Below are 18,483 nucleotides of genomic sequence, written 5' to 3' on the forward strand. Positions count from 1 at the left end.
TCGTTGAGAACGTCTCCGTGTGGCAACCGTTTGGGAGTGATCGGGCATTTCCCCTTACCCGTAGGTAAGTTGACCCATCGTGACGTACGTGCTGTGGCTAGAGGGACGCGTCGGTGCTGCGCTCACGGAGCTGAAGTGCCCGTAGTACGGCCTCGGTCGAGAACCGGCTTTCGGGATCGACCAGTTGTTCACCGAAGATGGTCTCCAGATTGCGCATCCGGTAGCGGACGGTCTGAGGATGCACATCGAGCAGCTCGCCCATATGGGCCGCTGTCCCTCGGGTTTCGAGCCAGACGCGGAGCGTTTCGGTCAGCCGCTCGCGCCGAGTGGTACTGATCCCGGCGATCGGAGCCAGCTCGCGCCGCGCGAGTTGATCGAGGAGGGCCGGATCGGACAGGAGCCACAGCGTGATGAGGTGGTCCTCGCACAGAACGAGCGGCGCGTCCGCGATGATCCCGGCGTCGACGAGTTCGAGGACCCGGCGGGCCCAGCGGATCGAGTCCGAGGCGAGCGCTGTGGGGACGGTCAGCCCGATGGCGGCCCGGGTGCCGAGAAGAGCGCGTTCGAGCATCTGTCTTCGCACCTCGTCGAGCGGGCCCGGAATGAGTAAGTGGGGCTGGGGGGCACTGAGATCGACCAGGACATCGCGGCCCAGGCCGGCCCGGTCCAGTCCGGCCGGGGCTCGGGCGGCGACCAGGGTCACCTCCTCCGGCAGCGCCCAGCCGGTCTGCTCGCAGAGCTCGGCGATGGCGCTGCGCGGCACCGGCCGCCCGGCGAGAACCAGATGCAGCAGACGCCGGCGCATGGCCTCGCTCTGCTCGCCGGACTGCGACTGCACCTCGAGGAAACCCTCACGGGACAGCGATTCCAGCTCGTCGATGTAGGCGAACAGCGCGTCGGCGAAGCTGAGCATCAGGGTGGGCGAGAAACTGTAGCTCCGGCCGACCTTCTTGACCCGCCGCAGCGCCACCCGGGCACCGAGCCGATAGGCGCCCTGCAGCGTTTCCATGGTGCGGCCCTCATAGGCCTCGAACCGTCCGAAACGACGGCACATGTCGTCGCGAAGCGTGGTGGACGTGGAGGGCTCGGCGACCAGATCGACGAACGACGCGAGGCTTTGTTCCACGCCGACGCGAATGGCCTGACCGTTGGGTCCGTTGAGCAGTCGCGCGTATTCCGGATAGGCCCGGGTGACCTCGACGCCGATTTCCTTGATCAGGCTCGGCAGTTCGGGCCGCATGATTGCGGCGAATTCCTGCGGTAGCGGGCCCAGCGGGTCTCCGGTGTCCGACAGCTGTATAAGTCCTGGCATGTCTGTCCCCTTGCTCTCCGGCGCCCGGTGGGGGTGAGGCGGTGGGGGGAAAGCACTCCCATCAACCGGCAGGTGCGTACCAAGTTCGCGATGAAGATAGACCAAGTCAGCTGCGCTGCCCACCACTTGTACAAGATCGAAGTGCAGGGGGCATGCATCTCGGCCGCATTGTGGACTTCGACGCAGGTGGGCGGCAGTGCTCACTTTCGGACAATGTATTTCGGCCGCTTGTTTCTCGGCGACAAAAGACCGGCGTCGGTGAACCCGGGGCAGCGGTCGGCGGTCGGTGAGCGGTGGACGGCGGGATCGGTGGCCGGCAGGAGCGGCTGTCGACGGCTTCGCGTGTGGTCACGCCGTCCCGGGCCCGCCTCCCCGGTTCCCCGCGGCCGGGCGCCGCCGCCGGTCGGGCTTCCCTCTGCGGGATGGTGTCCCGTACCCCGCGAGCACGCCCTTCGCGCCTCTGCATGCGCATTCGTTGACAAGCCCTCGGCGTCCGTCTGCTCATTTCTGGATCAAAAACCGGGTATCGCAAAAGATCTTAACCGGCAGGATTGTGTCGCCGTGTTTCTCGCAAGTAACATCACGGCTCGGCCAATTAAGGCATGCAATTCGCCGGGAAATCACTGCTCGGTCTTCCGGCTCCGGATCCACCCGCGACGTACTACTGAAACCGGGCCGTCAGCGTTCGACCGACGCAGCCGTGCCCCAGAAAGTCCCGCACACAACGCACGCAGTCACTCTTGGCGCCGATGCCGCCTGCGTTGAAACCGGCCAACTCCATGTACGACGCCGCCCAACGGGACGGCAGTCAAGAGGGGACGACATGAGAATCGCTTCGACCGGAGCGCGCGTGGGGCTGCTGGCAGCCTGTACCGCGTTCGTCGCCGTGCTCTCCACCGGAACAGCCACCGCAGCCACTCAACTGAACGGGCACTGGGCGCCGTTCGACCGATGCCCGGTGGACGCGCCCGCCATGCTGGCGGCCGACGGCGTGACGAACATCGCGACCTGCATCTCCTCGCACTCGGCCGGCGGGTCGATCAAACTCGGCAATACGCAGGTGTCGACCGGCAACACCGACCTCCAACTCGGAGTGATCCAGCACAGCGACGGCACCACGTCGCTGGTCGCCCCCGCGGAGGGCGCGCTCGTCGCCGACTCCGCGGATCTGCCGGGTGGTCTGCTCGGCCTCATGTGCCCGAGCGGAATCCCCGTCGTCTCCGGAATCTGCAACCAGATCACCAACAGCACTCTCAACAAGGTGACCGCTACGATCGAACCGGCCGGTGCCCCGAGGGACTTCAATATGGCCGCGAGCTTCGGCGCCGGCCAGCCGATCCTGTCGATTCCGGTCCGCGTTCATCTGCGGAACCCGTTCCTCGGCGACAAGTGCTACATCGGGACCACCTCGAACCCGATCGTGCTGAAGCCGCAGAACACGACGGTTCCCTCCCTCTCGCTCCAGCAGTTCGCCGGCGACGGGACGCCCAGTGACAGCGGTGAGATGGGGCGTTACACCTTCGGCGGCGCCGACCAGGGCGACTCCGGCTACGCGGTGCCGGGTGCCAGCGGCTGTGGCGCCGGCCTGCTGGACTGGGCGGTCAACCTGAAGACCAGCCTGCCTTCGGCGGCGGGCAAGAACAGCGTCGTGCTGAACGACACCGCGACGTACTTCGCGAGCCCGTACGACCCGGCGGGCCTGGCCCCGGACGAGGGCAAGGCGTTCTCGCGGTACTGGCACTCGGCCGCGCGGTAGAGCCCGGTTTTCCGCAGCCACGGCAGGCGCCGCGCTACCGGAATGCAGAGCGAAAGAAAGGGCGGAGCGAAAGAAAGGAGGGGGCGTATCTGATTTCCGGCGAATCAGCAACCCGCTCGCTACATCGGCGGGAGTACCTCCTCGAGAAAATTCTACGGTGGGTCGTGACTGTCCTTTCTTTTTGCGTCGCACCCCCACTGATTCAGCAACGGGACAGGAAAAGGGAGAAGTTCTATGCGTAAGAAGACGAGCATCCTGACAGCGGCTGCCGCCGCTGCCGCCGCGGTCGCCCTGACCGCCCCTTCGGCGATGGCCGGGCCCACCGCGGCCTGGAACATCACGCCGACGGGCAACTTCACCGGCACCGCCGGCCAGACCATCCTCACCGACAATGTCGGCAACCAGATCAAGTGCGCAACCGCCACGGCGAACGGCAACGCCCCTGCCTCGCCCGTCGCCGGGCCCGTGCTCGCCCAGATCACCACGGCCACGTTCAACGCGCCGTGCACCGGCCCGTTCAGCAGTACGTGGACCGTCACCAGCGAGACCTCCGGAGCCAACGGTCCGTGGCGGCTCAACGGCAATACGCCGGGCGGCTACACGGCGGGCATCGGTGCCAACAAGACCGGTCTGACCAAGGGATACATCGACAACATCAAGGCCACGGTCTCCGGTTCCAGCGTTCTCGGCCCCTGCACCTTCGTGGTGACGGGCTCGGTGGACAGTGAGTACAACAACCCGACCGCCGGGGGCGCCAACGGCACCCTCGCCGTCGCGCCCGCCGCGACCGGCCCGCGCACCCTGACCATCAGCAACAAGGTGGGCGGCGGCTGCGGGATCGTCGGTGCGACGGCGACCTTCAAGGGCACCTACACCGTCAAGAGCGGCAGCGTCTCGCCCGTCATCACCTACAGCTGACCGGTCACGCGCTCGATCTCCCGCTCGGAGCGGATGGCCCGGCCGCAGCAGTGACGGCCGGGCCATCCGGTGTGGCGCCGGTGCCCCGGGACGCGAGCGCGACACTCAAGAACTGACAGTTTCCCACTCATTGATTGTCACGGACTGCCAAGAAGAACAGCGGTCGTCGTGGCGCATGAATCGTTCAAGATTCACTGCTTCCCCTCAGTTGCGACGGCGCGTACCGTACCGTCCAGTAAGTCGGGCGGTGCTGCCGGTGGATCAAAGGTCCACGCGATGTTCTGAATGTGAGCCCCGGAGGTATCGAGACATGGCAAGCAGCGTGCGCTGGACAACTCGCCAGCCCGCACGAATTGCCGCAGGTGGCCTCCTGGTCGTCGCGGCCACTTTTCTTCCGGGCGCGGATTCGGCGGCCGATGCGCAACGGGCGGAGATATCCCTCGACTACAACTGCCAATTCCCGGAAGGTTCGTATGCGGTGAAGGCCGTAGTCGCGGGACGATTTCCGGTAGGCGGCAGAGTGGGCCGACCGGTGGAGCCCCGCGACGTGACGGTGGACGTCGACCTGCCGAAGGCCGCGCTGGACGAGTTGGCCGGGCCCGACGCCACAGCGGTGTCGGCCGTCGTGCAACTGAAGGTCCTGCATGCCATGTCGAAGGAGTCCGCCACCGCCGACTGGTCCGGGCTCACGGCTCCCGCCCAGGACATCGCCGGGCAGGACGGTCTCAAGCTCGAAGCCGCGGGCGCGGTCCCGACGGCCACGTTCGGCTCGCCCGGCACCGCCACCCTGTCGGCCTCGGACCTGACGCTGGCCCTGAGCCCGTTGAAAGAGGACGGCTCAGCCGCCGTACCGGACGGCATCGACGTCGCCTGCCGGCTCGTGGACGGAGCGGACGGCACGCTCGCCTCCTTGACCATTGGCGGCCCGGCGGAGGAGAAACCCGCCGAGCCCACCCCCGAAGACCTTCCCGACCTTCCCGACCTCGCCGGGAAACTCCCGCCCAGCCAGCGGGAGAAGCTGAACGACGCCCGCCACACGGCCAGGGCGGAGGGTGACACCGACCCCGAACCGTGCCCCTTCCCGCCGTTTTCCGTTCCCACGCCGGCCGAGACCTATGTGGCGGGGTTCACGAACGTCAAGAAGCTCAACTCGGCGGCGCTGCTCGGGCCCGCACGTCTGAACGTCATTCTGATGAAGACGTACATCGCCGATCCGTGCACGGACACCTTCACGGTGCTCAGCGAGGCGGACTTCGACTACAACGGGCGTCGGCAACTGCCTCCGTCGCAGGGGACGTTCCTCACCTACGGATTCATGCCGACCACCGCGACCATGGTGTTGTCCCAGGTCGGCCCGCCCGCCCTCATCACGTCCGTCAGCCACAACTCCGACCCCAGGATCCCGGAGGACACGACCGTCAGCGCCGATTTCGAACTCACCATCAGTGATGTCCGTGTCAATGGCGAACCCCTCGACGTGGGCCCCAACTGCCGGACGGTCAAACCGATCAAACAGACCCTTTACGCGTTCGGTACGGGTAATCCGCCCTCGGGATACACGGTCAACCGCGGCGGCACCATGAGTGGTGAGACCTATATCCCGGCATTCACTGGCTGCGGTGTCGACGAGGACCTGTCACCACTGATGACGGCGTCCATCTCCGGCGGCGGAAACTTCATCAAAATGACGCAGGCCCCGCTGTGCGTGGTCAGCAACCCCGACAGCCCGGACTGCCCCGCGAAGAAGCCCATTCCGGAACGCTGACCCCGCCCAACGGCCGCCGGCCCCGACCCTGCAAAGGGCCGGGTCCGGCGGCCGTACTGTTGTGCGGCCGGGCGCGCGCTTCTCCGTGGAAACCGCACCATGCGGGCAGGTGCCAATCCCCGAGCGGACGACCTCCCCACGCCCTTCGGAATTCATCACTCCCGGACAGCTTTTTCCTGTCGACCACTCACTCGATTACAAGTGATCGCCGCCCCTCGGGCACCGCGGAGAAAGTTCGGCGTCCAGTATTGCGAAGTCAGGTTACTCAGTCGTAGCGTCCCGTATGGCCAGCACGGAAATGCGCCAGTATCCGCTTGTCGGGGCCCCGCGGCCCCGGCGCGTCGGACCGTGGGCCCCAACCTCTCCACCCGAGTACTTGCGCATGTTTCGACAAAGCCGGGCGACTGATTTGTCAACGAGTGACAAGTGATCCACTCCCCGCCCATGGTTCGTCGATTTCCGCTGTTCAACGGCTTGTCCTGGCGGTTTCGACGGACATACCGTGCGCCTCCTGGTGCACGGGTGACGAGCCGCCATTGGATTTCTCAGAGCCGGAGCGCTGACAGATGACTACGTTCACCACAACGTCGAGGGAGGGCCGATGGGAATCGAAGTAGTCGTCGAGGGCCTGACGAAGTCTTTCGGCAAACAGAACATCTGGCAGGACGTCAGTCTCACACTGCCCGCCGGTGAGGTGAGCGTGATGCTCGGCCCTTCCGGCACCGGAAAGACCGTCTTCCTGAAATCCATCATCGGCCTGCTCAAGCCCGAGCAGGGCCGCGTCCTCATCAACGGCGTCGACATGGTCAACAGCCCCGAGCGCGAGATCATGGAGACCCGCAAACTCTTCGGCCTCATGTTCCAGGACGGCGCGCTCTTCGGCTCGATGTCACTGTTCGACAACATCGCCTTTCCGCTGCGTGAGCACACCCGCAAGAAGGAATCGGAAATCCGCCGGATCGTCATGGAGCGGATCGACATCGTCGGTCTCCTCGGTGCCGAGGGCAAACTGCCCGGCGAGATATCCGGCGGCATGCGCAAGCGCGCCGGCCTGGCCCGAGCCCTCGTCCTGGACCCTCAGATCATTCTCTGCGACGAACCGGACTCCGGACTCGACCCGGTCCGCACCGCCTACATCTCCCAGCTGCTCATCGATCTCAACGCGCAGATCGACGCGACGATGCTCATCGTCACCCACAACCTCGACATCGCGGCCACCGTCCCCGACAACATGGGCATGCTGTTTCGCCGCAACCTCGTCACCTTCGGGCCGCGCGAGGTGTTGCTCACCAGCGATGTGCCGGTCGTCGCCCAATTCCTCGCGGGGCGCCGCGAGGGCCCCATCGGGATGGCCGAGGAGAAGGACGCCGCCACCCTCGCCGCCGAGGAGACGAACGGCTACGGCGTCGGCATCAGTTCCGCCAACGGCCCGCGCACCGTCGTACCGCAGCTGGAGCCGTCGCCCGGCATGCCCGTACGGCAGGCAGCGCTGCGCCGCCGGGAACGGGTCCTCTCGATGATGGGCCAGCTGCCGGAGGCCGCCCGTACCGCCATCATGAAGAGCTACACCCCGGCCGCGGGCGGTGGACGCCCGTGACGGCCCCCATGCCGGTGCGGCCCCCCGAGCCGCCCGCGGCCGGCGCGGCCGACGCCACCGGACCGAAGGCACCGGAGCAGCGGCCTCCCGCGCGGCTGCTCGCCCCGCTGCGCGAGACCGGGAAGCTGTTCTCCCTCGCCGGGACCGTGAGCCGCGACATCTTCCGCAGGCCTTTCCAGGTACGGGAGTTCATCGAGCAGTTCTGGTTCGTCGCCAGCGTCACCATCCTGCCCGCCGCCCTCGTCTCCATCCCGTTCGGCGCGGTCATCGCCCTCCAGGTCGGCTCGCTGACCCAGCAGCTCGGTGCCCAGTCGTTCACCGGCGGCGCCAGTGTCCTCGCCGTGATCCAGCAGGCCAGCCCCATCATCGTGGCGTTGCTGATCTCCGGTGCGGCGGGCTCGGCGATCTGCGCGGACCTCGGCTCGCGGAAGATCCGCGAGGAACTCGACGCGATGGCGGTCATGGGCGTCTCGCCCATCCAGCGCCTCGTCGTCCCGCGCGTCCTCGCCACCATGCTCGTAGCCGTCCTGCTCAACGGGCTGGTCTCCGTCGTCGGCACGCTCGGCGGCTACTTCTTCAACGTGATCCTGCAACACGGCACCCCCGGGGCCTACCTCGCCAGCTTCTCCGCCCTCGCCCAGCTCCCCGACCTGTACATCAGCGAGGTCAAGGCGCTGATCTTCGGCTTCATCGCCGGCGTCGTCGCCGCCTACCGCGGACTCAACCCGCGCGGCGGCCCCAAGGGCGTCGGTGACGCGGTCAACCAGTCGGTCGTCATCACCTTCATGCTGCTGTTCTTCGTGAACATGATCCTCACGGCGATCTACCTCCAGATCGTCCCCGCGAAGGGGAGCTGACCGATGTCGATGCTCAGCTGGCTGGATCGATCCGGCGAACAACTCACCTTTTACGTACGGGCGTTGATCTGGATCCCGCGGACTCTGCGTCGCTACCTGCGCGAGGTCCAGCGACTGCTGGCCGAAGTGGCGTTCGGCAGCGGAGGTCTCGGGGTCATCGGCGGCACCATCGGCGTGATGATCGCGATGACCCTCTTCACCGGCACGGTCGTCGGCCTCCAGGGGTACGCCGCCCTCAACCAGATCGGCACCTCCGCCTTCACCGGCTTCATCTCCGCCTACTTCAACACCCGGGAGATCGCCCCGCTCGTCGCCGGACTCGCGCTCTCCGCGACCGTCGGCGCCGGCTTCACCGCCCAGCTCGGCGCGATGCGGATCAACGAGGAGGTCGACGCCCTGGAGGCGATGGGCGTGCGGTCCATGCCCTACCTCGTCACCACCCGGATCATCGCCGGAGTCGTCGCGATCATCCCGCTGTACGCGATCGGGCTGCTCTCCTCGTACCTGGCGTCCCGCTACATCACGATCCTGTTCAACGGACAGTCCGCGGGCACCTACGACCACTACTTCAATCTCTTCCTCTCCCCGGACGACGTGCTGCTGTCGGTGCTCAAGGTGCTGATCTTCAGCGTGATGGTGATCCTCGCCCACTGCTACTACGGCTTCCACGCCACCGGCGGGCCCGCTGGAGTGGGGGTGGCCGTCGGCCGGTCGGTGCGCAACGCCATCGTGCTCATCAGCGTCACCGACTTCTTCCTCTCGCTCGCCATCTGGGGCGCCACGACGACGGTGAAGGTGGCCGGCTGATGAATGCCCACCGGGCGCAGACCGTGCGCCGCAGACTCGCCGGAATCACCTTCCTCCTCGTGCCCGCCGTGCTCGTATGGGTATCGGTCTCCGTGTACAACAAGGACTTCACCGACGACGCCACCGTGACCGTACGCACCGGCAGCGTCGGCAACGAGATGCACGACAACGCGGATGTGAAGCTGCGCGGCGTCGTCGTCGGCCAGGTCCGCACCATCTCGGCCGACGGGAACGGGGCCCGGCTCACCCTCGCGATCCAGCCCGACAAGCTCACCCGCATCCCCGCCGACGTGAGCGCGCAGATGCTGCCCACCACCCTCTTCGGGGAACGGTTCGTGGCGCTCGTACCGCCCGAGGTGCCGTCCGCGCAGTCCCTGCGGGCCGGGGCCGTCATCCCGCAGGACCGCTCCAGCAACGCCATCGAGCTGGAGGAGGTCCTCGACAACGTCCTGCCGCTGCTGACCGCCGTCAAGCCGGAGAAGCTCGCCGCCACCCTCGGCGCGGTCTCCCAGGCACTCGAAGGACGCGGCGAGAAGCTCGGCGACACCCTCCTCACGCTCGACGCCCACCTGAAGAAGTTCAACCCCCAACTCCCCACGCTCAATGCCGACATCAAGGAACTCGTCAAGGTGAGCAAGGTGTACGGGGATGCCGCGCCCGATGTCCTGGACGCACTCACCGACTTCACCACCACCAGCGGCACCATCGCCGAACAGCAGGCGGAACTCGCCGATCTGTACGGGTCCACGACCGCCTCCGCGCAGGACATCACGTCCTTCCTCCGGGAGAACAAGGACAACCTGATCCGGCTCTCCGCCACGGGCCGGCCGACGCTCGAACTACTGGCACGGTACTCGGACGAATTCCCCTGCACCCTGCGGACCATGGCCGGCTTCGTCCCGGCCATGGACAAGGCGCTCGGCAAGGGCACGGACCGGCCCGGACTCCATGTCACCGTCAAGGCCGTGAAGTCCAAGGGCAAGTACGTGCCCGGCAAGGACACCCCGGTCTACGACGCGACCGGCGGACCGCACTGCTATTCCGTGCCGTACGTCGGCCGGACCGTACCGACCGCGGACGCCCGTACGGCCGAGGCGGTCGCACCGGCCGGCCGGCCACGCGCCGACGAGCCGGCCGGCACCGCGCCCCGGGACACGAAATCAGCCCTCGGCATGCCCAATTCCCCGCAGGAGAGCCGGCTCGTCAACGAACTGGTCGCTCCCTCACTGAAAGTCCAGCCGCAGACCCTGCCCGACTGGAGCAGCGTGCTCATCGGTCCGGCCTTCCGCGGTGCGGAGGTGAAGCTCAAGTGAAGCGCCGCTCTCTCGCCGGGCCGCTCGCGAAGTCGATCGTCTTCATCCTGGTGACCGTTCTCGCCACCACCGTCCTGGCCCTGTCCATCGCCAATACGGGCGTCGGCGACACCACCCCGTACAAGGCCAGGTTCACCGACGTCACCGGGCTGGTCGTCGGTGACAGCGTCCGGATCGCCGGGGTGAAGGTCGGGCAGGTCGAGTCCATCGACGTGGCCGACAAGCGGCTCGCCGAGGTCGGCTTCGCCGTCCGCAAGGGGCGCAAGCTGCCCGCCTCGGTGACCGCCTCGATCAAATACCTCAACATGGTCGGCCAGCGGTACATCGACCTCGACCAGGGCGCCGGACCGGTCGGCCGCAGCTTCGCCGCCGGGGCGACCATCCCGCTCTCCCGCACCACTCCGGCGCTCGATCTCACCCAGCTCTTCAACGGCTTCCAGCCGCTCTTCGAAGGGCTCTCCCCGCCGGACGTGAACCAGCTCGCGGGCTCCATCGTCCAGGTGCTCCAGGGCGAGGGCGGCACCGTCGACAGCATCCTCCAGCACGTCGGCTCACTGACCGCAACGGTCGCCGCGAAGGACAAGGTGATCGGCGAGGTGATCAAGAACCTCAATACGGTCCTGAAGACCGTCAACGACCGCGAGGCCGGCTTCAACGACCTCGTCGTCACCCTCCAGAAACTCGTCACCGGCTTCTCCGGCGACCGTAAACAGCTCGGCCGGGCGGTCACCGCGATGGGCGCGCTCACCACCGTCACCGCGGACCTCCTCGACGACGGCCGTAAACCCCTCAAGGACGACATCAGACAACTCGGCCGTCTCTCGGACCAGTTGGGCAAGGGCACCCCGCAGATCGAGAACTTCCTGCGCAAGACCCCGGCCAAGATGGAAGCGATCAGCCGCCTCGCCTCGTACGGCTCATGGCTCAACCTCTACCTCTGCGAGGCCAAGGTCAGCGGTGTGACCAACGATGACGGCAGCGCACCGCCCACCGGCATCGTCGTCGCGAAGCCGAGGTGCCAGGCATGAGAATCAAACCCGTACGGGAACGCAACCCCGTCGCCGTGGCCCTCGTCGGACTGATCGTCCTCGCCCTCGTCGGCCTGGCCGCCTACCGCGCCGACTCGCTGCCCCTCATCGGCGGCGGCACCACCTACAGCGCCGACTTCACCGAGTCCGCCGGACTCGACGAGCGCGACGAGGTACGGGTGGCCGGGGTGAAGGTCGGCGAGGTCACCGGCGTCTCGCTCGACGGCTCCAAGGTGAAGGTCCGCTTCAAGGTCAAGGACGTCTGGATCGGCAACTCCTCCACCGTCGGCATCGCCATCAAGACACTGCTGGGCGAGAAGTACCTCGCCGTCGACCCGCTCGGTGACGCCCCGCAGGACCCGCACGAGCGCATCACGGTCAGCCGCACCACCTCCCCGTACGACGTCACCCAGGCGTTCAACGGGCTCGGCGAGACCATCGAGGAGATCGACACCCAGCAGCTCGCCAAGAGCTTCGAGACGATCTCCGCCACCTTCAAGGACTCCCCGCCGGACGTGAAGAGCGCCGCCGACGGGCTCTCCGCCCTCTCCAGAACGGTCTCCGAACGCGACGCCCAGCTCGCCACCCTCCTCAAGGGCAGCAAGCAGCTCACCAAGACGCTCGCCGGCAAGAAGAGCAGCTTCGAAATGCTGCTGGAGGACGGCAATCTGCTCCTCGGCGAGATCCAGGCGCGCCGCGACTCCATCCATCTGCTGCTCACCGGCACCCGGAACCTGGGCACCCAGCTCACCGGCCTCGTCGAGGACAACAACAAACAGCTGAAGCCCACCCTGGACTCGCTCGGCCGGGTCACCGCGGTGCTGGTGAAGAACCGCAAGAGCCTTGACAAGGTGCTGTCGCTCGCCGGTTCGTACAACCGGCTCGTCGGCAACACCCTGGGCAGCGGCCGGTGGTTCGACAACTACGTCTGCGGGGTCGTCCCGAAGAACTACCTGCCCGCCGGGACACCCGCAGGAGCCGAATGCAAGCCACCCAAGCAGCAAGGCGGCCGATGAGATGAGAATGACGCGCATCGTCGGCATCGGCGCCGGACTCGCCGTCGTGGCCGTCGCGGCCACCACCGGTGTGATGGCCATGGACGACGAAGGAACGACGACCATCACCGCCTACTTCGACCAGGCCACCGGGGTATACGCCGGATCGGACCTGCGGATCCTCGGCGTCAGGGTCGGCAGGGTCGAATCGGTCACGCCGCGCGGCGGCGAGGTCCGGGTCACCCTGCGGGTCGACAAGGGCGTCAAGGTCCCCAAGGAGGCGCACGCCGTGGTCGTCGCCCCCAGCCTCGTCGCCGACCGCTACGTCCAGCTCGCCCCCGCGTACAACGGCGGACCACAGATCGCGGACAACGCCGTACTGCCCGCCGCGAGCAACGCCACCCCCGTCGAGGTCGACCAGCTGTACGAGTCCATCACCCAGCTCTCCACGGCCCTCGGCCCCGACGGAGCCAACGCGGACGGCGCGCTCTCCGGACTCCTCGACACCGGCGCCAAGAACCTCGACGGCAACGGAAAAGCCATCGGTAACTCCATCGAACAGTTCGGCAAGGCGACCAAGACCCTCGACAAGAGCAGCGGGAACCTCTTCGACACGCTGTCCTACCTGCAGACCTTCACCACCATGCTGAAGGACAACGACGGCAATGTGCGCGCCGCCGAACAGCAACTGAACTCCGTCACCGGCTTCCTCGCCGACGACAAGGAGAACCTCAGCGCGGCACTGAAGGAGCTGGGCACCGCCCTGGGCCAGGTCAAGAGCTTCATCCAGAAGAACCGCGGCGCCCTGAAGTCGAACGTGGACGCACTGGTGCCGCTCACCCAGACCCTGGTCGACCAGCGTGCCTCGCTCGCCGAGTCGATGGACACGCTGCCGCTCGCCGCGGACAACGTGGTCAACGCCTACGACCCGGTGAACCGCACCCTCAACGGCCGCACGAACCTCAACGAGCTCTCCATGGGCGGGCCGCTCACCGAGACTCCCGCACTCGCGGGCCTCGCACCGGTGGACACCGCGCGCCAGAAGGCGCTGCCCGTCCTGCCGCTCCCGACCGTCGGCACCGTCTACGGCACCCCGGCGAAGACCGCCACGGAGAAGAAGGGGGCGAACCGATGAGCCGCGCCCTGCGCAGACCCGGAGTCCGTACGACCGGCGTCGTCGCGGTGCTGGCCGTGGGCGTCGGACTGGCCCTGGTCGTCACCGGCACCGGCCTGCCGTCGTTCACCGGCATCGACCAGGTGCCGCTGCCCGGCGGCGCCGACCTCGGCGACCACCCGTACGAGATCACCGCGGAATTCGCGGACGTCCTCAGTCTCGCCCCGCAGTCCTCGGTGAAGGTCAACGACGTCGCCGTCGGCCGTGTCACCAAGATCTCCCTGAACTCGGGCAGTTGGAACGCCAAGGTCACGATGCGGGTCAACGGCAAGGTCGAACTGCCCGAGAACGCCTACGCCCACCTCGAACAGTCCAGCCTCCTCGGCGAGAAGTACATCCAGCTCTCGCCGCCCGCGAGCGGCACCGCCCGGGGCAGGCTCGCCGACGGAGACCGCATCCCGCTGACCCGGACCAACCGCAACCCCGAGGTCGAAGAGGTCTTCGGCGCCCTGTCGATGCTCCTCAACGGCGGTGGCGTCAACCAGCTCAAGACCATCACGACCGAACTCAACAAGGCGCTGGCCGGCCAGGAACCCCAGGTCCGTTCCATGCTCAACCGGGTCGACACCCTCGTCACGAACCTGGACGGCCACAAGGGGGACATCACCGACGCACTCGACGGCGTCAACCGGCTCTCCGCCACCCTCGCCACCCGCAAACAGGACGTCGGTACCGTCCTCACCGGACTCAGCCCCGGCCTGAAGGTCCTGGAGAAGCAGCGCGGCTCGCTCCTCACCATGCTCCGCTCGCTCGACACCCTCTCCACCGTCGCCGTCGACACGGTCAACAAGAGCAAGGCCGACATGATCGCCGACCTCAAGGCCCTCGCCCCCACCCTCAAGGCGCTCGCCGACTCCGGGAGCGACCTGCCCGACTCCCTCCAGGTGCTGCTCACCTACCCGTTCACGGACGAGGTGCTCCGCGGGGTCAAGGGCGACTACCTCAACGTCTACCTGGATGTGACGGCCATGCCCGGCACGCAGCTCATCCCGCCGCTGGACCCGGACACCGCCCAGCCCACCGCGAGCGGCACGAGCGCGGTATCCGGCTCGGCTCCGCCCCTGCCACTGCCCGCGGTCTCCACGGCGGTCACGGACGGGAGCGGCCGGTGATCACCCTCGCCATCCGGCTGAAGAACATCGCCTTCCTCGTCATCGCGGTGCTCGTCCTCGGCTACCTCGGGGTGCGATACGCCGACCTCGGCCACTACATCGGCCTGCGCGGCTACTACACCGTCACCGTCCAACTCCCCCGCACCGGCGGCCTGTACACCCACTCGGATGTCACCTACCGAGGCGTGTCCGTGGGCCGGGTCGGGCCGATCGAGCTCACCGACGACGGAGTCGAGGCCGAACTGCGCATCGAGAAGGACGCCCCGAAGATCCCGGACAGCCTCACGGCGGTCGTCGCCAACCTCTCCGCGGTCGGCGAGCAGTACGTCGATCTGCGGCCCACCCGCACCGACGGCCCGTACCTGGCGAACGGCTCGGTCATCGACCGGGCCGACACCACCGTCCCGGCCCCCGTCACCAACGTCCTCACCAGCGTCAACGACCTGGCGGGCTCCGTCGACCTGGAATCCCTGCGCACGGTCGTCGACGAGTTCGCCGCCGCGTTCGAGGGGCGCGGCGACGATCTCCAGGTCCTCCTGGACACCGGGAGCGATTTCGTCCGGGCGGCCGACGACGCACTGCCCGTCAACACCCGGCTGATGGCCGACGGCGAGACCGTGCTGCGCACCCAGGCCGAACAGGGCCAAGCACTCAAGGGCTTCGCCTCCGGTGCCGAGCAACTGGCCGCAGAACTCAAGGGATCGGACACCGACCTGCGCAGGCTGATCGCGGTCACCCCGGACGCGACCGGTCAGATCAGCGGACTGCTGCGGGACCTCGACCCGAGCTTCGGCGTCGTCGTCGCCAACCTCCTCACCACCTCCGAGGTCGCCGTCACCCGGCAGCGCGGACTGGAGGAACTCCTGGTGAAGCTGCCCGCGGTGGCAGCCGCGGGTTCGAGCGCGGTGGACGAGAACGGCGCCCGGTTCGGCATGTCGGTCACCTTCTTCGAACCCCTGCCCTGCACCGCCGGATACGGCTCCACGGTCTACCGCAGCGGTCTCGACACCTCGGCCGGACCGCCCGTCAACACCAAGGCCCGCTGCACCTCCTCGCCCGGCACCGGCATCAACGTCCGGGGCAGCGCCAACGCGCCGAAGGGCGGCGCCGTGCCCGCGCCCGCCAAACCCGGATCGATGCTCCTCGGACCCGGCTCGGCGCACCGGCTCCCCGGCACCCTCGGCGTCACGGGGGCCACCACGACGGCCGCCGACGGCATGGCCGGCCTGCTGGGACTCGGACAGGGAGGCGGCGCATGACGCCCCGTACGAAGACCCTGAGCGCCTGGGCGGCGCTGCTCGCCGCCGCGGTGATCTGCTCACTCGGCGGGTGGTCGTACGCCGACGCGCGCGGCGACGAAGACCTGTCGTACGCGAAGAGCCGCGATGTCGCGCTGGCCGACGGAAAGCGCCACCTTGCCCGGCTGAACAGCCTCGACGGGAAGGACGCCAGGAGTGTCGGCGCCGGCCTCGACGCCTGGCTCGACTCCTCCACCGGGCCGCTCCACGACCAGCTGGGCCGCACCCGGAGCACGGACGCGAGCGAACTGACGAAGTCCGGCTCCACCGCGCGCGGCAAGGTCACCGACGCGGCGCTCACCGCACTCGACGAACGCACCGGCACGGCACAACTGATCGCGACGGTCGACGTCGACGTCACCCCGCGCACCGGCAAGGGCGGCACCGAACGCAAACGCTTCGAAGCCACGCTCGCCCGGACCGCGGACGGCTGGAAGGTCAAGGCCCTCACGGCGATTCCGGTCGGGGGCAGCGCATGAAGAAGCGGGGAGGGGCGGCGGTCATGAGTACGGACGTGGACGCGGAGGCCGTCGAGGACGTGGAGAAAGCCGACGCGCCGGCCGGTGAGGACAACGTCGAGGACGCGGAGAAAGCCGACGCGCCGGCCGGTGAGGACACCGTCGAGGACACGGAGAAGACCGACGAGGCTTCCGGTGAGGACGGCACGGTCCCGCCCGGCGCGGGCCGCCGGTGGCCGCGCGTCGTGGCAGCGGTTCTGGTCGTGGCACTCCTCGCGACCGGTGGCGGACTCTTCGCCAAGGGCAGGCAGTTGCGCGACACCCCCGCCACCTCGAACCGGGCGCTGACCGACAGCGCGGCGACCAGCCGGGTCACCGGCGACGTCAGCAACGCGCTCGGCAAGGTCTTCTCGTACAGCCCACGGGCCACCGGCGTCACCAAGGAGTCGGCGAAACAACTCCTGGCGGGGACGGCGCTCAAGCAGTACGCGGCCCTGTTCGGCCAGGTCGAGAAGCAGGCCGCCGACCAGAAACTGACGCTCACCACCCACGTCGTACGCGCCGGAGTGACCCGGCTGACGGACAGCAGCGCCCACCTGCTCGTCTTCCTCGACCAGGTCTACGAACGCGAAGGCAAGCCGGCCACCACGGCGGCGGCGCAGCTCTCCGTCACGGCCGAACTGCGGGACGGCCACTGGATCGTTGTCGACATCACCTCCAGATAGCAGAGCCCACACTCGTCCAGTTCAGCACGGATCGGCCGCAGGGGAGAGACAGCAATGGCACGGGTACGGATGACGAGGAACCCGCTGGTGGCGGTGGCGATCGCGCTGACGGTCGCGGCGGCCGTCGCGGCCGGCTGGGGCGGGGTGTCCCGGTACGACGCCGCGCACGACGATTCGGCGGCTTACGCACAGGCCCGCGACGACGCCCTGGCCGCGGGCGAACAGGCCGTGCAGAACATGAACACCCTGGACCACCGGAAGCTGGCGACGGGCCTCGACAGCTGGGAGGAATCCACCACCGGCGATCTGCACCAGCAACTCGTCGACGGACGCGACGCGTTCGTGAAGCAGATCCAGCAGGCGAAGACCGTCAGCACGGCCCAGATCCTGTCCGGGGCGGTGACCGAACTCGACGACCGGGCCGGCAAGGCCGGGGTCATGGTGGCGCTGCGGGTGACGGTGACCGCACCCAAGGGCAAGCCCGCGGTCAAGGAGAGCCGGATGCTCGGGCAGCTCACCCGTACCTCCGAAGGGTGGAAGCTCAGCGCCCTCGGCCAGGCGCCCGTCGGCAACACGGCCGGCTGACGCTACCGACTCCCACCCCGCCACCCGAGAGGATCCCGGACATGTCGACGACTCGTCACCTCGTCAACCGTCAGCGCCGTCTGGCCACCGTCGCCGCGGAACGCGCCACGACTGCCGCCCCGTCCAGCAGGCCCGCGCCCCCCGGCGCCTCACGGGACGAGCCCGCGGGGGCCACGGCCGGGGAAGACACCACCGTTGAGGACGAGGCCACCGACGACGCCGACACGGGGGAGGAGGCGGCACCTGGACGCAAGCGGATACCCCGCCTCCGTCTCCGGCTGCCCGCCGTCTTCTGCGTCCTCACGGTGCTCCTCGGCGCCTTCGCCGCCTGGGCGTTCGGCTCGGCCGCGAACCTGCGCGACGACCCGGCCCGCCGGAACACGGCCCTCACCGACATCGGCCGCACCAGCGAGCTGAAGGGGCAGATCTCCGAGGCGGTGGGTGCGGTGTTCTCGTACAACTACGCCTCGCCCGCCAAGTCCGAGCGTGCGGTGAAGAGTTACCTGGTCGGCAAGGCGGTCCAGCAGCACGCGGACATGCTCGCGCAGGTACGGGCGCAGGGGCAGAAACAGAAGCTCGTGCTGACCACGACCGTCACGGACAGCGGTGTGGAACTCCTCGACGGCGACCGGGCCCGGCTGCTGATCTTCGCCGACCAGAGCAACACCCGTACTGGCACGTCGGACGAGACGACCTACGCGGCGGCGATGTTCGCCGTGGACGCTGTTCGCCGCGGCGACACCTGGCGGATCTCAGGCATCGATACGTTCGCCCGGTGACCCG

17 protein-coding genes are annotated in these 18,483 nt (G+C 68.1%); 16 read left to right on the forward strand and 1 reads right to left on the reverse strand.

Annotation, left to right across the window (positions count from 1 at the left end; all coding sequences use genetic code 11):
• Positions 1–97 precede the first annotated feature (97 nt).
• Entirely contained in the window at positions 98–1,312 is a 1,215-nt protein-coding gene (locus tag OG306_RS34770) for a helix-turn-helix domain-containing protein (RefSeq protein WP_266750252.1), read from the reverse strand.
• A gap of 823 nt (positions 1,313–2,135) precedes the next feature.
• Here OG306_RS34770 and OG306_RS34775 point away from each other — a divergent pair.
• The 16 genes from OG306_RS34775 to OG306_RS34850 all read left to right on the forward strand — a co-directional run bounded on the left by OG306_RS34775 (position 2,136) and on the right by OG306_RS34850 (position 18,479).
• Positions 2,136–3,068 (forward strand): hypothetical protein, encoded by a 933-nt coding sequence (locus OG306_RS34775; RefSeq protein ID WP_266750254.1) that lies wholly within the window; start codon positions 2,136–2,138, stop codon positions 3,066–3,068.
• Positions 3,069–3,302: 234 nt separating this feature from the next.
• Positions 3,303–3,986, forward strand: a complete 684-nt coding sequence (locus OG306_RS34780) for a hypothetical protein (protein WP_266750255.1) — start codon at positions 3,303–3,305, stop codon at positions 3,984–3,986.
• A 310-nt stretch (positions 3,987–4,296) separates the two neighbouring features.
• Positions 4,297–5,751, forward strand: coding sequence for a DUF6801 domain-containing protein (locus tag OG306_RS34785; RefSeq protein WP_266750257.1), 1,455 nt, complete (start codon positions 4,297–4,299; stop codon positions 5,749–5,751).
• A 601-nt stretch (positions 5,752–6,352) separates the two neighbouring features.
• Positions 6,353–7,348, forward strand: a complete 996-nt coding sequence (locus OG306_RS34790; protein WP_266750259.1) for an ABC transporter ATP-binding protein — start codon at positions 6,353–6,355, stop codon at positions 7,346–7,348.
• On the forward strand, positions 7,345–8,205 hold the full coding sequence (locus OG306_RS34795; RefSeq protein WP_266750260.1) for an MlaE family ABC transporter permease: 861 nt from the start codon (positions 7,345–7,347) through the stop codon (positions 8,203–8,205). The genes OG306_RS34790 and OG306_RS34795 overlap by 4 nt, the downstream gene beginning before the upstream one ends.
• A 3-nt stretch (positions 8,206–8,208) precedes the next feature.
• A complete protein-coding gene (locus OG306_RS34800) occupies positions 8,209–9,012 on the forward strand; it encodes an MlaE family ABC transporter permease (RefSeq protein WP_266750262.1) in 804 nt (267 codons plus the stop codon).
• Entirely contained in the window at positions 9,012–10,325 is a 1,314-nt protein-coding gene (locus OG306_RS34805; RefSeq protein ID WP_266750263.1) for an MCE family protein, read from the forward strand. Before OG306_RS34800 ends, OG306_RS34805 begins: the two co-directional genes overlap by 1 nt.
• Positions 10,322–11,353: an MCE family protein gene (locus OG306_RS34810; protein WP_266750264.1), complete on the forward strand. Its 1,032-nt coding sequence runs from the start codon at positions 10,322–10,324 to the stop codon at positions 11,351–11,353. Before OG306_RS34805 ends, OG306_RS34810 begins: the two co-directional genes overlap by 4 nt.
• Complete coding sequence (locus OG306_RS34815; protein WP_266750265.1) at positions 11,350–12,369, forward strand: MCE family protein; 1,020 nt, start codon at positions 11,350–11,352, stop codon at positions 12,367–12,369. Before OG306_RS34810 ends, OG306_RS34815 begins: the two co-directional genes overlap by 4 nt.
• A gap of 1 nt (position 12,370) precedes the next feature.
• A complete protein-coding gene (locus OG306_RS34820; RefSeq protein ID WP_266750266.1) occupies positions 12,371–13,483 on the forward strand; it encodes an MCE family protein in 1,113 nt (370 codons plus the stop codon).
• Positions 13,480–14,634, forward strand: a complete 1,155-nt coding sequence (locus tag OG306_RS34825; RefSeq protein WP_266750267.1) for an MCE family protein — start codon at positions 13,480–13,482, stop codon at positions 14,632–14,634. Before OG306_RS34820 ends, OG306_RS34825 begins: the two co-directional genes overlap by 4 nt.
• Positions 14,631–15,893: an MCE family protein gene (locus OG306_RS34830; protein ID WP_266750269.1), complete on the forward strand. Its 1,263-nt coding sequence runs from the start codon at positions 14,631–14,633 to the stop codon at positions 15,891–15,893. Before OG306_RS34825 ends, OG306_RS34830 begins: the two co-directional genes overlap by 4 nt.
• Positions 15,890–16,411, forward strand: a complete 522-nt coding sequence (locus OG306_RS34835) for a hypothetical protein (protein WP_266750271.1) — start codon at positions 15,890–15,892, stop codon at positions 16,409–16,411. Before OG306_RS34830 ends, OG306_RS34835 begins: the two co-directional genes overlap by 4 nt.
• Before the next feature lie 23 nt (positions 16,412–16,434).
• Positions 16,435–17,115, forward strand: a complete 681-nt coding sequence (locus tag OG306_RS34840; protein ID WP_266750272.1) for a hypothetical protein — start codon at positions 16,435–16,437, stop codon at positions 17,113–17,115.
• 54 nt (positions 17,116–17,169) lie between these two features.
• The gene (locus OG306_RS34845) at positions 17,170–17,700 is read left to right on the forward strand and encodes a nuclear transport factor 2 family protein (RefSeq protein WP_266750274.1); all 531 of its coding nucleotides are present in this window, start codon (positions 17,170–17,172) and stop codon (positions 17,698–17,700) included.
• Between the two features lie 41 nt (positions 17,701–17,741).
• Positions 17,742–18,479 (forward strand): hypothetical protein, encoded by a 738-nt coding sequence (locus tag OG306_RS34850; RefSeq protein WP_266750275.1) that lies wholly within the window; start codon positions 17,742–17,744, stop codon positions 18,477–18,479.
• Positions 18,480–18,483 lie beyond the last annotated feature (4 nt).

Origin of the sequence: Streptomyces sp. NBC_01241 (genome assembly GCF_041435435.1) — a bacterium.
GTDB lineage: Bacteria > Actinomycetota > Actinomycetes > Streptomycetales > Streptomycetaceae > Streptomyces.

Coding starts and splice junctions, on each gene's coding strand:
- OG306_RS34770 (WP_266750252.1), bottom strand. CDS start 1,312: ATGCCAGGACTTATACAGCTGTCGGACACCGGAGACCCGCTGGGCCCG.
- OG306_RS34775 (WP_266750254.1), top strand. CDS start 2,136: ATGAGAATCGCTTCGACCGGAGCGCGCGTGGGGCTGCTGGCAGCCTGT.
- OG306_RS34780 (WP_266750255.1), top strand. CDS start 3,303: ATGCGTAAGAAGACGAGCATCCTGACAGCGGCTGCCGCCGCTGCCGCC.
- OG306_RS34785 (WP_266750257.1), top strand. CDS start 4,297: ATGGCAAGCAGCGTGCGCTGGACAACTCGCCAGCCCGCACGAATTGCC.
- OG306_RS34790 (WP_266750259.1), top strand. CDS start 6,353: ATGGGAATCGAAGTAGTCGTCGAGGGCCTGACGAAGTCTTTCGGCAAA.
- OG306_RS34800 (WP_266750262.1), top strand. CDS start 8,209: ATGTCGATGCTCAGCTGGCTGGATCGATCCGGCGAACAACTCACCTTT.
- OG306_RS34805 (WP_266750263.1), top strand. CDS start 9,012: ATGAATGCCCACCGGGCGCAGACCGTGCGCCGCAGACTCGCCGGAATC.
- OG306_RS34815 (WP_266750265.1), top strand. CDS start 11,350: ATGAGAATCAAACCCGTACGGGAACGCAACCCCGTCGCCGTGGCCCTC.
- OG306_RS34820 (WP_266750266.1), top strand. CDS start 12,371: ATGAGAATGACGCGCATCGTCGGCATCGGCGCCGGACTCGCCGTCGTG.
- OG306_RS34825 (WP_266750267.1), top strand. CDS start 13,480: ATGAGCCGCGCCCTGCGCAGACCCGGAGTCCGTACGACCGGCGTCGTC.
- OG306_RS34835 (WP_266750271.1), top strand. CDS start 15,890: ATGACGCCCCGTACGAAGACCCTGAGCGCCTGGGCGGCGCTGCTCGCC.
- OG306_RS34840 (WP_266750272.1), top strand. CDS start 16,435: ATGAGTACGGACGTGGACGCGGAGGCCGTCGAGGACGTGGAGAAAGCC.
- OG306_RS34845 (WP_266750274.1), top strand. CDS start 17,170: ATGGCACGGGTACGGATGACGAGGAACCCGCTGGTGGCGGTGGCGATC.
- OG306_RS34850 (WP_266750275.1), top strand. CDS start 17,742: ATGTCGACGACTCGTCACCTCGTCAACCGTCAGCGCCGTCTGGCCACC.